Source organism: Flavobacterium sp., from assembly GCF_030146175.1.
In the GTDB taxonomy this organism is placed as follows: Bacteria; Bacteroidota; Bacteroidia; order Flavobacteriales; family Flavobacteriaceae; genus Flavobacterium.
On record NZ_JASLCE010000157.1, the window covers coordinates 1 to 15339 of the forward strand.

General features: G+C 44.2%; 7 protein-coding genes. All 7 read left to right on the forward strand.

The genetic code is table 11. The features are described from left to right. A partial coding sequence (locus Q1R07_RS16330; protein WP_300492268.1) for a T9SS type A sorting domain-containing protein occupies positions 1-758 on the forward strand: 758 nt, incomplete at its 5' end. Between the two features lie 253 nt (positions 759-1011). Then, the gene (locus tag Q1R07_RS16335) at positions 1012-6456 is read left to right on the forward strand and encodes a GEVED domain-containing protein (protein ID WP_300492269.1); all 5445 of its coding nucleotides are present in this window, start codon (positions 1012-1014) and stop codon (positions 6454-6456) included. Between the two features lie 271 nt (positions 6457-6727). Then, positions 6728-9964, forward strand: a complete 3237-nt coding sequence (locus Q1R07_RS16340) for a T9SS type A sorting domain-containing protein (protein WP_300492270.1) — start codon at positions 6728-6730, stop codon at positions 9962-9964. A gap of 196 nt (positions 9965-10160) precedes the next feature. Beyond that, positions 10161-11804 (forward strand): lamin tail domain-containing protein, encoded by a 1644-nt coding sequence (locus Q1R07_RS16345; protein WP_300492272.1) that lies wholly within the window; start codon positions 10161-10163, stop codon positions 11802-11804. A 30-nt stretch (positions 11805-11834) separates the two neighbouring features. Continuing rightward, positions 11835-12908 (forward strand): hypothetical protein, encoded by a 1074-nt coding sequence (locus Q1R07_RS16350; protein WP_300492273.1) that lies wholly within the window; start codon positions 11835-11837, stop codon positions 12906-12908. A gap of 40 nt (positions 12909-12948) precedes the next feature. Continuing rightward, positions 12949-14067: a T9SS type B sorting domain-containing protein gene (locus Q1R07_RS16355; RefSeq protein WP_300492275.1), complete on the forward strand. Its 1119-nt coding sequence runs from the start codon at positions 12949-12951 to the stop codon at positions 14065-14067. Between the two features lie 239 nt (positions 14068-14306). Then, the coding region (locus tag Q1R07_RS16360; RefSeq protein WP_300492276.1) for an Ig domain-containing protein at positions 14307-15339 on the forward strand (1033 nt) is incomplete at its 3' end.

Sequence of the window (15339 nt, forward strand, 5' to 3'; positions counted from 1 at the left end):
GATGTGAAAGTGCCCGATTACAGGTAGATGTTATTGTAAATGTAACAGCACAACCAACAGCAGTGGCGCAATCGTTCTGTAGCGGTGCAACAGTAGCCAATCTTGTTGCTACGGGAACCGGAATTCAGTGGTATGATCAATCAACAGGCGGTACTGCTTTGGCGACTACAGTTGCTTTGGCAACAGGTACCTATTATGTAACACAAACTGTTGGCGGATGTGAAAGTACACGATTAGCAGTAGCGGTTACGATCAATGTAGTAGGTGCGCCAACAGGAGCAGCCACGCAAGTTATCGCGGTAAACACACCAGCTGAAGCTACTATCGCCAGTATTGTAGTAACCGGAACCAATGTGATCTGGTATCCTACTTCGGCAGATGCTATGGCGGGAACCAATGCATTGGCAGTGGGAACTCAATTGGTAAGCGGAACAACCTACTATGCGATGCAAACCGTAGGGGGATGTACGAGTACTGCTCCATTAGCGGTAACCGTAACGGTAACTTTAGATACATCGTCATTCGACAAAGCGGCGTTAAAATACTATCCTAACCCGGTAGCGGACATTATCACGATTAGCTACTCAGAGCCAATCAGTAATGTTACGATCTACAATATGTTAGGACAGAAAGTGATTGTTAAAAACAGTACGGAAACAATGACTACGATCGATATGAGCGACCTGGCAGCAGGAGCTTATATTGCCCATGTAAAATCGGGCGATGCGATGCAGGAGATCCGTATCATTAAGAAATAACGCGTAAATTAACGTATTCGATATGAAATCGCCCGGAGAGCAATCTCCGGGCGATTTTTTTTGGAAATATTTATAAAATAAATTGTGAAATTACGATGTGATGCAATTTGATTTTAACTTTAAAAGGTTATACTGTTAAGAAAATGAGAGGTTTTTATTTATTTCAGATTTTAAATTGTTAAAAAGCATTTGAAATCTTTTCAGTGTTATTATTTTGTTAAATTAGCTGCCTGTAAAAACTAATGACACTATTATGAAAAACTCTACTTATTTAAGTGGGTTTCGATGGCGTAATGCATTGAAACTGCACTTTAAATTGAGTTGTTTGTTACTGATGGCATTGCTGGCGGGACACCAGGCAAGTGCACAAGGAGCACAAACAACGGTTTTAATTAACCCCAATGCCGAAGGCGGCTTTGAAAATGGAAGTACATTCGCCGCAAACGGATGGACTGCTGTAAATGCATCCCTTAACACCTGGAATGTAGGAACCGTTCCGGGATGGTTTACGGGTACTGGAGGTGCTTATGTTTCCAACGATTCGGGTACCACATGGGCCTATGGAAACGGAACGGCAAACCGTTCTCATTTCTACAGAGATGTTACGTTTCCCACTGGAGTATCCGTGGTAAACCTAAAATTCGACTGGAGAGGTAACGGTAACGACGGAAGCTACGACAACCTACAGGTGTATATTGTAGATACCAACGTTACTCCAACTACATCAGGGCCAACAGGTACCAATACGACTACTACCGGATGGACAAACTATACCGATGGTACTACAGGATACTATTTGTTAAGCCAGAATGGAACCGTAGCACCAACTACTACCACCAACATTACGTTTAACCTTACTGCGGCACAACGTGCTTATGTAGACGGTAAGACCAAACGTTTGGTTTTTGTATGGAAAAATGACGGATCAGGAGGAACAAATCCACCGGCTTCTGTAGATAATATTTCCTTAACCGCAACCGTACCAACGTGTTTAAAAGCATCGAACGTATTGATTTCGGCTATTACAACGACTTCAGCAACGCTTAACTGGACGGCTTCGGCATCGACTCCTAGTGGCGGATATGAATATGAAATCAGAACCAGTGGTGCTGCGGGAAGTGGTGCTACAGGACTAGCAAACAGCGGAGCAACAGCAGCAGGAGTAACTACTGCAGCGGTTACAGGATTGGCTACTTCAACGAATTTTTCAGTATATGTGCGTGCCAACTGTGGCGGAGGCGATATGAGTGACTGGACAACTGCGGCTACTTTCCGAACCGGACATTGTGTGCCTTCGTCAACATCATCTGCAACCTACATCAACAGTTTTGTAACTACAGGTGGCGCTACGAATATTTCGAATACCGCTTCCGGATATACAACCGGAGGATATCAGGATAATTATGCTACGGCAACCGTTAGTCAATATGCTACGGGATCGATCGGTTTTACAACTACCATTACAGGTGGAACTGTAGGAACTGCAATCTGGGTTGACTGGAATAACGATTTAGTATTCGATACTACCGAACGCGTATATGTTACGACAGCCTATGGAAACGGTCAGACGGGAAGTTTTGTAGTACCGGCAGGAACAGTACTTGGAGACTACAGAATGCGTGTACGTATTGACTACAACAACATTACTCCGGATCCATGTTCGAATACAAGTACAAGAACAGAAGCGGAAGATTACAAACTAACTGTAATTGCAGCACCATCATGTGTGCCACCTACAGCTGTTAGCGCTGTTGCCAACACGACTACAACGGCAACCGTAAACTGGACGGCATCGACTTCGACACCGGGAAGCGGATATGATATTTATTATGTTACAACCAACACAGCGCCAACTGCCGGATCAACACCTACAGCAACTGCAGCAGCAGGAGCAGTAACGGCATCCCTTAGCGGATTAGCGCCTTCAACAACCTATTATGTTTGGGTACGTTCAAACTGTGGATCGGGAACGTATAGTACCTGGGCCGCAGCAGGATCGTTCTACACGGGATACTGTGTACCTTCGTCAACATCATCGGCTACCTATATTAACAGTTTTGTAACCACGGGCGGTGCTACGAATATTTCGAACACAGCTTCGGGATATACCACCGGAGGGTATCAGGATAACTATGCTACGGCAGCAGTTAGTCATTACCCAACAGGAACGATCAACTTTGCCACTACAGTGACCGGAGGAACAGTTGGAACAGCGATCTGGGTTGACTGGAATAACAATTTAGTGTTCGAAACAAGCGAGCGCGTATATGCGACTACTGCTTATGGCGATGGTCAGACAGGAAGTTTTGTAGTACCGGCAGGAACAGCACTTGGAGACTACAGAATGCGTGTACGAATTGACTATAACAGTTCTACACCGGATGCATGTTCGAATGCGAATACAAGAACAGAAGCGGAAGATTACAAATTAACCGTAATTGCAGTACCATCGTGTTTACCGCCATCAGCAGTTACTGCTGTAGCAAACACAGCGGCAACAGCAACCGTAAACTGGACGGCATCAACGTCGGCACCGGCAAACGGATATGATATTTATTATGTTACGACCAACACGGCACCAACAGCCGGATCAACACCTACTGCAACAGCAGCAGCAGGAGCTGTAACAGCATCCCTTAGCGGATTAGCGCCTTCAACAACCTATTATGTTTGGGTACGTTCAAACTGTGGTACAGGAAATACCAGTACTTGGGTAGCGGGAGGAACATTCTATACAGGATACTGTGTACCTTCGTCTACATCATCGGCGACTTATATCAATAGTTTTACCACTACAGGTGGATCGACCAACATTTCGAATACAGCTTCGGGATACACTACGGGAGGATATCAGGATAACTATGCAACAGCAACGGTTGCACAATATCCAACAGGAACGATCAACTTTGCCACTACAGTGACCGGAGGAACAGTTGGAACGGCTATCTGGGTTGACTGGAATAACAATTTAGTATTCGAAACAAGTGAGCGCGTATATGCAACTACTGCTTATGGCGATGGTCAGACAGGAAGTTTTGTAGTGCCGGCTGGAACAGCATTAGGCGACTATAGAATGCGTGTACGAATTGACTATAACAATAGTACACCGGATGCTTGTGCGAGTGCGAATACAAGAACGGAAGCAGAAGATTATAAGTTAACAGTTGTGGCAATGCCTTCATGTATGCCTCCAACAGCAGTTGCAGCTACGGCTAACACAGCCTTTACAGCAACCGTAACATGGACAGCTTCTGTATCGACACCAGCAAACGGATATGAAATTTATTATTCGGAAAACAATACAGCGCCAGGAGCAGGTGCAACACCTAATGCAACGGCTGCTGCAGGAGCAGTAACGGCACCATTAGCAGGATTAACACCATCAACGACATACTATGTTTGGGTACGTTCTAACTGTGGATCTGGAAACACCAGTGCCTGGACGACTACAGCGGTAACCTTTACAACACCATGTAATCCACCGGTAATTTCGGCTACCACGCCAGCAAGTATTTGTGGACAAGGAACAGCTACTTTAAGCGCAACTGCCAATGAAGGAAATATTAGCTGGTATGCAGCACAAACAGGAGGAGCAGCGCTTGGAACAGGAGCTTCGTTTACAACACCTGTAATCACGGCAACTACATCGTACTGGGTTGAATCCAGCAGAGTGAATGGAATTGTTGCAGTTGGACCGGTTTCACCAACCGCACAGGGCGGAACAATCGGAGTACAAACAACGGCATGGGAAAACAACTTCACTGTTTTAAAAAGTACTAAATTGACTTCAGTAGATATATTCCCGGTAACATCCGGACAAACTGGAGCGATCATTGTTCGTAGTTCAACAGGAACTGTAATTGCTACCTATCCGTATACTACAAACGTAGGCGGAGGTGCAACAGCACAAACCATTACGTTAAATCATGTTTTACAACCAGGAAACTACCAGTTGTATCCAACATTACCAACGGCTGGAGTAAGCCGTAATACAACAGGAGCCGTATATCCGTATACGTCTTCAGTAGCGAGAATCAATGGAAATGGTTATGATCCTGTTTATTTTATGGGAATGTATAACTGGAAATTCGAAGATTCTTGTACATCAGCAAGAACAGAAGTAATAGCAACTGTAACAACGCCACCGGCATTAACGTTAAGTACAGCTAGTACAGCTGTGGTTTGTAGCGGATCATCAAGTGCTGCGGTAACCGTTACAGCAGGTGCTTCAAGTTATGATACCTATACATGGACACCGGCAACCGGAGTAACCGGAGATGTAACAAACGGATGGACATTTAACCCAACAGCTACGACAACTTATACTGTAAGAGCGTCAAACTCTGTTAGCGGATGTAACATCGATGCTACAGTAGTGGTAAATATCAACCCGGCACCGGTAGTAAACGTTGCGGCAACACCGTCAACAATTTGTGAAGGAACATCGGCTGCGCTTGTTGCAACAACAACAACATCAGCGCCAGGTACCATCACATTAGGAACTGGAACAACGTTAACCAGTGAAACGGCACAACCAACTGCATTCTGTAACCGTTGGGCACAGTACTGGAACCAAACCGTATTTACTGCGGCAGAGTTAACAGCAGCAGGATTAAAACCAGGAAACATTACTTCGATCGCCTACAGAATTACAACATTAGGAAGCGGAACGAATGTAAATAACTTCACGGTTAGAATCGGAACAACAACAAATTCCGTATTAACAGGATTTACAACAACCGGATTAAACTTAGTTTACGGACCGGCAACCTATACGCATTCCGTAGGATTAAATACCATCACTTTTGCAACACCATATGTATGGGATGGAGTGTCTAACATTATTGTAGACATCAGACAGGATGGAGCAGATTCAACCAATAATGCAATTACGTATTATACGGCTACGACTGATAATACTACGGTATCGGCTACAACAAGTACAGTGTCATCGACAACAGTATTAGCAACAAGTAACCCAACACCAAGTTTATCTAAAAACAGATTAAACGTAGTATTCGGAGGACAGGTGGCTTCAACAGGAGCAGGTGACTTAAACTGGACATGGATGCCGGGTAACTTAACCGGAAGTTCGGTAACGGTAACACCGGCTACAACGACTACGTATACTGTTAGAGGAACAAATCCAACAACAGGATGTTATACGGAATCGACTGTAACAGTAAATGTTAACCCGGTACCGGCTGCACCAACAGGAAATACAACGCAGGCGATTAGTGGAAACACTCCTGCTGATGTTACGATCGAAGATATCGTAGTGACTGGAACAGCAGTGGTATGGTATGCTACCGAAGCGGATGCTTTGGCGAATATCAATCCAATCGCAGCAGGAACACAATTGGTTCAGGGAGCGACTTACTATGCTATGCAAACTGTAGGTGGATGTAGAAGTACAACGCCATTGGCAGTAACGGTAACATTAACGTTACGTTCAGCATCATTTGATATGGCAGGATTAAAATACTATCCAAACCCGGTAATCGATGTGTTTACGGTAACGTATACAAACGATATTACTTCGGTTGAGGTATTTAACCTGATTGGTCAACGTGTAATTGCGGTACAACCAAATGCTACAACAGCTTTAGTAGATATGAGTGCATTACCAACAGGAGCCTATATCATGCAGATTAAAGCAAACGGACAATCACAGTCGGTAAAAGTGATTAAAAAATAATTAATCTATTTTTAGTTATAGGGAAGGGCTGTCGTAATGACAGCCCTTTTTTATTGGACTCCGGTTAAAAAACGGATGGTTTTATGGTTCTGATAAATGCTCTTTTGGAGATAACACGATGCGCTATAAAACAAACAATAAGTTAATATAATGCATATAGTGTTTTTATTTTGTTATAATGTTCTTTTTTGTTTATTAAAACGATAAGTTTTTATGATAGATGATCAATATTTGCTTACATTGGTGCTAATAAACTGTTAATATTATATTTATGAAAAAAACTACTTTATTAAGCAAATTTGGATGGCATAAAAAACCGACACAGGGTTGGAGTGCGTTTTGTTTGTTTATGCTTACCCTTTGGATGGGACAGCTACAAGCCCAAACGGTTTTAATTAGCCCTACGGGAGATGGCGGTTTCGAAACAGGAGCCACGCTGGCTGCCAACGGATGGACGGCTTTAGACGATACAACCAACAAATGGGCTTTGGGAACAACTCCGGGATGGTTTACCGGAAACAGAGGAGCCTTTATTTCCAATGATGGAGGAACCACGTGGAATTACAATACAGGAGCTACCAGCAGATCATTTTTCTATAGAGATATTGCGTTCCCGGCCGGAGCGACAGCGGTAAACCTTGCATTTGACTGGCGTGGAAACGGAAATGACGGAAATTATGACAACCTGATGGTTTACATTATCGATACGAATATTACCCCAACCAATGTTGGACCAACCGGAACCAATACCACCACTACAGGATGGACCGGGTATACCAACGGAACAACAGGGTACTACTTGTTGCAACGTGCGGGAACAGTCAATCCGACTACTACAACAGCGGTGACTTATTCGTTCACTACGGCACAGATGAACTATGTAGTCGGAAAAACAAAACGATTGGTATTTGTATGGAAAAACGACTCGTCTGATGGAGTGAATCCACCGGCATCATTAGATAATATTTCCTTGACCTCTACGGTACCAACTTGTTTTGCACCGACAGCAGTTGTGTCAAGTGCGATCACTAAAAACAGCGCTACAATTGCGTGGACAGCACCGGCAACAGCACCGGCAAACGGATACGAATATGAAGTGAGAAGTAGTGGTGCGGCAGGAAGTGGCGCAACCGGATTGGGAGCTTCAGGAACATCTGCTGCAGGAGTGGTAACACAAAACGTTACCGGACTGGCACCTTCAACAATCTATACGGTTTATGTGCGATCCAACTGTGGAAGCGGCGATTTTAGTGCGTGGGCAGCTTCTACTACCTTTACAACCAAATGTGATTATTTTGATATAACAGGAACAACACCGGGAACGGTATGTGGAACCGGATCGGCAGCACTTGCGGCTACGGCAGCCGGCGGAACAATGAACTGGTATGCGGCACAAACCGGCGGAACAGCACTTGGAACCGGTGGAACTTTTAATACACCGGTAATTTCAACAACAACATCGTTTTGGGTAGAAACAAGTGTTCCGGGAACTACAGGTGTAGGACCGGTTTCACCAACAGCTCAAGGTGGAACAATTGGAACACAAACAATCGAGTGGGATGTAAACTTTACCGTTTTACAAAATACAAAACTGATTTCGGTTGATGTATTCCCGGTAACATCAGGACAAAACGGAGCTATTATTGTTCGTAGTTCATCAGGAACTGTAATTGCGACTTATCCATATGTAACGAACGTAGGTGGAGGAGCAACAGCACAAACGATTACGTTAAATCACACATTAACACCTGGAAGTTACCAGTTATATCCAACGTTACCATCGGGTGGAGTGAGTCGTAATACGTCCGGATCGACCTATCCGTATACGTCTGCGGCAGCAAACATTACTGGAAACGGATTCGATCAAACGTATTTTATGGGCTTCTATAACTGGAAATTCGATTTGTCATGTGCTTCACCAAGAACAGAGGTAGTAGCAACGGTTACTTCTGCACCGGCTATTACGTTAAGTGCAAACAGTACAGCGGCAGTTTGTAGCGGATCATCAAGTAGCGCCATTACACTTGCAACAGGAGGATCAAACTACGATACCTATACCTGGTCGCCTGCAACCGGAGTAACCGGAAATGCGACAAATGGATGGACATTTAATCCAACGGCTACGACTACTTATACAGTAACAGCATCACAATCGGCTGGAAGCTGTGCTACAACAGCAACAGTGGTTGTAAACATCAACCCGAATCCGGTAGTGAATGTTGCCGCAACTCCGGCAACAATTTGTGAAGGAACGTCATCATCATTAGCAGCGACAACGCAAACGGTAGGTCCTGGAACGGTAACCGTTGGAACCGGAACGACATTAACAGGCGATACAGCACAACCAACAGCTTTCTGTAACCGTTGGGCACAATACTGGAATCAAACGGTATTTACTGCAGCGGAGTTAACAGCAGCCGGATTAAAACCGGGGAATATTACGTCGCTTGCTTACCGAATCACAACATTAGGAAGTGGAACAAACGTAACCAACTTTACAATCCGAATTGGAACAACAACGAATTCATCGTTAACCGGATTTACAACAACCGGATTAAACTTAGTTTACGGACCAGCAACCTATACGCATGCGGTAGGATTAAACACCATCACTTTTACAACACCATATGTATGGGATGGAACATCTAATATTATTATTGATATCAGACAAGATGGAGCGGATTTAACCTATAATGCGATCACATATTATACGGCAACAGCCGATAATACTACGGCATCAGCGACAACTAGTACACCGTCATCGACAACAGTATTGGCAACAACAAATCCGACTGCGGCTTTATCTAAAAACAGATTAAACGTAGTATTCGGAGGTCAGACAAATGCAACAGGACCTGGTGACTTAAACTGGACTTGGATGCCGGGTAACTTAACCGGAAGTACTGTATCGGTATCGCCAGCTACAACAACTACGTATACCGTTAGAGGAACCAACCCAACTACGGGATGTTATACCGAATCGACGGTAACAGTAAATGTAACCGCGGCACCGGCTGCACCAACAGGAAGTGCAACGCAGACTTTCAACGTAAATGCACCGTCGGATGCGACTGTAGCCAACCTTGTTGCAACAGGAACAGCAATAGTATGGTATGCTACCGAAGCAGATGCTATAGCAAATGTTAACCCATTGGCGTCGACTACGCAATTGGTAAACGGAGCGATTTACTATGCTATGCACACCGTTGGAGGATGTAGAAGTTTAACGCCACTAGCGGTAACAGCTACAGTAACATTAGGATCGGCTTCTTTCAACATGCCGGGATTAAAATACTATCCAAACCCGGTAGTAGATAAGTTTACAGTAACCTATACAAATGATATTACTTCGGTTGAGGTGTTTAATTTAGTTGGACAGCGCGTAATGGCGGTACAACCAAATGCAACAACTGCCTTAGTAGACATGAGTGTATTGCCAACAGGAGCTTATATCCTACAGGTTAAAGCAAACGGACAATCACAATCCATAAAAGTGATTAAAAAATAATAGTTTTTTGAATAGCATGCCTAAGAGCCTCTCACTGAGAGGCTTTTTTTATGGACATAAGTGATGAGTTAACAGAATGATAACCTTATGCATAGTATATGATAATGTGGTAATTAGTATCTGGTTATTAGGGTTCTATATTTTTGTATCGCTCAAATTGAATGGAGCGGAATACAATAAAAAAGAACTTATTTGAATGAAATTATTACAATTCAACATATCAGAATTATTTTCTAAACAACGTTTTTTCGGAGCATTGGTACTAATGCTGTTCGCGATCAATACGACGCAGGGACAGGCAATTTTTACTAATCCGATAACCGGGACAAATCCCAATACGGCCAATCCGTATACGGCCGGACAAACGGTAAGTCCGAACATCACCGTTTCGGGTATCGGTCGCGGATCGGGGATAACCGGAACCAACACCAACAACCGGTATAATGCTACGGGTTGGAATTCCGGAACCCTTTCGAATACCAAATATTTTGAATTTACACTCACACCTTCGTCTGGTTACCTGATAAAATTTGCCAGTTTTGAATATACGGGACAAGCTTCCGGAACCGGTCCGACATCCTTTTCGTTCCGATCGTCATTAGATGGCTACGGAACCAATATTGGTGCGGCAAATGCAACGGGAACAACCATTAGCTTAGCGGCAGCAGCCTATCAGAACATTACGGCTCCGATTACCTTCCGGCTTTACGCCTGGGGCGCTTCTGCAGCTGGAGGAACTTTTAGTATTAACGATTTTACCTTTAACGGAATTATAACCACAGCTTGTACACAACCTACGGTAACGAGTTTTCTGCCAACATCGGCACCGGTCAATGCTCTGATTAAAATCAACGGAAATGGATTTATGAACGGATCCGGAACGTCGGCAGTTGCGTTTAACGGCGTACCGGCAACGTCTTTTACCGTTATTTCAAATACCCTTATCGAAGCAGTAGTGCCGGTGGGAAGTACCACAGGTCCGGTGAGCATTACCACAAACAGTTGTACAGGTAATTCGGCTCCATTTACGGTGCTTCGATCGACTTGTACAGCCTTATATTCCGACCTGTTTATTTCAGAATTATACGATGCCGAGCGTGGCGATGGCGGAATTATCGAATTGTATAACGGAACCGGAGCGACCATCAACTTGTCGCAATATGCTGTTCTGCGATACGGAACGGCCGGTGATCCTGTGCCATCCTATACGGTAAACCTTTCCGGAAATTTAGCTTCCGGAAGCTTATACCTGATCCGAATCGGGAACGATGCGCCGATTTGTACGTTTACACAGAATATCTCTTATTCAACCGGATTTAATGCCGATGACGGTTTTGAGCTGGTTAAAAACGGAAACGTAATCGATGCGGTAAATGCACCGGATAATACCGGATACACCATGATCCGTCGAAACGACGTAGTGGCTCCGAACAGTGTTTACGTACCGAGCGAATGGAATTCAACATCAACGGAAAGTTGCGACGACATTGGGATTCATAACTATACGGTATCGAATACGACTTCGATAACAACACAACCTGTACAGCGTACGATATGTGAAGGACAATCAGCGACTTTTACAGTAGCTATGAGCAATCCGGCGGGTGCTACCTATCAATGGAAATTATTAAACAGTGCCGGAAACTGGGTAAATGTGACCAACTCGGCGCCTTATTCCGGAGCAACAACAGCAGTATTAACGATATCGAATGCTCCAATCGGATTTAACGGCAACCAGTATTACTGTTTTGTGACAACACCGAGTTGTCAGGAACATTCGTATGCGGCAACCTTAAAAGTGGTCTCAAAACCAACCACAATGGGAATTTATTACAATTAAAAAAGAAAGAAACTCATCAAAAACACAATAATGAAAAAGAACTATTTTAAAACATTAATTTTCACGATAGTGATGTTGGCTACCTTAGGAACGTATGCGCAACAAACCATCTGTGTCGGCGCTATAAAGAATTATAGTGTAAATACCCCGGGTACGGGACCTGCGGGATCAACCTATGCCTGGTCGGTAACACCTGCTGCATTTGCCGGAACCATTACCGGAACACCCAATGTAAATGCCAATGCGATCACGATTAACTGGGGAACAACCCCTGCGGGAGTTTATACGCTACAGGTTATCGAAACCAATGCTTCCGGATGTCCCGGAACACCTGTAAATCTTACCATCACGATAGAAGCGGCGCCAGCCAACCCGGTTGCGACCTTAGATCAGCCAACCTGTACTGTAGCAACGGGAACCATTACGGTAACACCACCAGCCACAGGAACCGGATATACGTATAGTATTGATGGTGTAAACTACCAGACATCAAATGTTTTCAATGGCGTTACGACAGGATCGTATAACGTAACTATTAAAAGTGCGGCAGGTTGTATTTCAGGAAGTACACCAGCTGTGATCAATGCGCAACCGGCAGCACCATCGGCACCGGTAGCTTCGGTAACACAACAACCAACATGTACAGTGCCTACAGGAACGATAACCGTTACCGGACCAACTGGAACCGGTTATGAATATAGTGTTGACGGAACAAACTACCAGACTGGAATGCAGTTTACAGGGCTTACGGCTGGAGCTACTTACAATGTTACGGTAAAAGTACCGGGTGGTTGTATTTCGGCGGCAACGCCATTAACGATCGATGCACAACCGGTAGCACCGGTAACACCTACCGTAGTGGTAACGCAGCCTACTTGTTCGCAACCGATGGCTACGATCGAAGTAACTGCACCACTGGGAACCGGATTGACGTATAGTATCGATGGTGTGAATTACCAGACAAGCCCGATTTTTAATAACGTGGGACAAGGTTCGTATCCGGTAACGGTACAAAACGCCGGCGGATGTTTTTCACCGGTACAAAACGAAACCGTAAACCCGCAACCATCGGCACCAACCACATCAGCAATCATTTTCAATTAGTAAACCGATAGCGATCGGCAGATTGGAGAAAAACAACAGAATGAATCAAAAAAGAAGTCATATAATAACACACGCTGTGAATCCGAAACTAAGAAAACTTGTTCTGAATACCTGTAGTAGTATCCTGTTTGGGATGGGGATTACGGGTTATGCCCAACAGGTCATCTGTCAGGGGACGAGTTCTTCGGTCTATAAGGTCGACGCTACCGAAAACAACGGATTGGGAACACCGGGTTCGGTATATAGCTGGACCATTCCGAATCCGAACTTTTCCGGAGCAATAAGTTTTGCCAATCCGGCGGGTACAAACGAAATTAAAGTAAACTGGGGGAGTTCACCGGCCGGAACCTATACCATACAGGTTCAGGAAAAAGACGCGGTGACAGGTTGTTTGGGACCGATGCAACAACTAACCGTGTTGCTAAAAAACGCACCGCAACCCCATTTAGAGAATCAGGCGACTTGTGTGAATCCGGTAACGGGAAATCTGATCGCTCCGGTCGTTTTAAATCCGGGTATTCCGGCAGCCGGACATACGTTTGTGTGGACGTCAAACAACGGAACATTGCCTAATACAACACCAACCCTTTCGGTAACGCAACCGGGGACTTATACCGTAACCGTAACCGATACCGCCAGCGGTTGTCAGGGAACGACTTCGGCAACGATTAGTGTTTCATCGGCGGCAGTCGTACAGGCTATCGTAAAAGAAGCCTTCGATCTGGATCAGATCATTGTGGTTTCGGCACAGGGATCCGGTGATTACGAATACCAGTTAAACGACGGTCCGTTTCAGGATAGTCCGATTTTTCAGGTAAGTACTGCCGGGTATTATACCGTTCGGGTACGTGATAAAAAAGGATGTGGCGACAGTCCGCTACGTGTATTGGTGTTGAACTATCCGCGTTACTTTACGCCAAACGGGGATTCGTACCATGATTACTGGAATATAAAAGATTTACCAAATCCGGAAAAGGCGAATATTACCATTTTTGATCGCTATGGAAAGTTGATCAAACAAATTTCGCCCAAAGAAAGAGGATGGGACGGAACCTATAATGGCTACCCGTTACCTTCGACCGATTATTGGTTCGTATTGCATTATTATGACGAGGGTGTGCAAAAAGAATTTAAGGCGCATTTTAGTATGAAACGATAGTTTTTATTTTTGAGAGGAATAATTTTGATCCTGTTAGATAACCGTTATGGTCAATCTGACAGGATTTCCTTTTTTTTAATACAAAACAATCAAAATATAAGAATATATGACGATAAAGAGTATGAAAAATGCGATGAAAAGAATTTTAGGGTGTTAATTAATATATTGGTAACATACTCATTTTCAAATTATGTAACATCTTTATATCTTTGAAGTCTCAAAAAAACAAAAATAAATTTATGAAACAAAAACTACATCGCCTATCATTAAAGTACGCCATGTTCCTAGTGGTATGCTTTATGGGGCTAAACACATGGGGACAGGTGAGTATTACTGCTTTGCCTTACACCAAATCGGACAATTTTGATGCATACAACCCGGGCAATTCAACAGATGCGAATAATACGATTCCGGCAGGTTGGTCCTTAGCAAGTACTTCAGCCACTTTTAATGGAAGAGCTACCGGTACGGGGACTGCAGGTGGATTTTACGCCTATGGGGTGACATCACCAGTAGCAAACTTTAGTTTAGGGGCCCTGGCTTCGGGTTCTAGTAATACACACACGTATAAACTAAGTTTTGTAAATAATTCAGGAACAACAATTACCTCGTTGAAAATTTCCTGGGATTATCAGCAATGGCGCTACGGAGGTGCTAATACTTCCGGATGGGATCTTACGGGAACCGGTGCATTAGCCACTAATACGACTTTAAATGCAAAAGACTTTTCAGGAGTGGCAACCGGAACAAATGGTAACGTTTCCACCACACCGGTAGCAGAATTTACCTTAACTGGGCTGAATATTGCTGCCGGAGCATCCTTTGGATTTAGCTGGGTAACAACGAATCTATCAGGAGCGGATAACGGAGTGTCGATCGATAACTTTAATATGACGGCTACAGGTTTGCCGCCAGTAGCGCCAGTGGTTACGGGAGCTACTTTTAACGGAACGGTAGGAACGGCTTTTAGTCAGACTATTTCGGCTACAGGTAATCCAACAAGCTATGCGTTGGTAACAGGAACTTTACCAGCGGGATTGTCATTAAATACCACAACAGGAGCCATTACCGGAACACCAACAGCTGTTTCTACGGCTTCGGTAACAGTAAAAGCAACTAATACTGTGGGAGATAGTGACCCGGCAACCATCAATTTTAATATTGTAAAAGGAAATCAAACGATAACATTCGCGAATGTTAACAAGCAATATGGTGACGCGGATTTTGCCTTAACGGGAACAGCCAGTTCTGGATTGACGGTTACCTATACGA

What these genes read in the sequence shown, in the direction of transcription:
- Q1R07_RS16335 (WP_300492269.1), top strand. Translation starts at nt 1,012, where the DNA reads ATGAAAAACTCTACTTATTTAAGTGGGTTTCGATGGCGTAATGCATTG.
- Q1R07_RS16340 (WP_300492270.1), top strand. Translation starts at nt 6,728, where the DNA reads ATGAAAAAAACTACTTTATTAAGCAAATTTGGATGGCATAAAAAACCG.
- Q1R07_RS16345 (WP_300492272.1), top strand. Translation starts at nt 10,161, where the DNA reads ATGAAATTATTACAATTCAACATATCAGAATTATTTTCTAAACAACGT.
- Q1R07_RS16350 (WP_300492273.1), top strand. Translation starts at nt 11,835, where the DNA reads ATGAAAAAGAACTATTTTAAAACATTAATTTTCACGATAGTGATGTTG.
- Q1R07_RS16355 (WP_300492275.1), top strand. Translation starts at nt 12,949, where the DNA reads ATGAATCAAAAAAGAAGTCATATAATAACACACGCTGTGAATCCGAAA.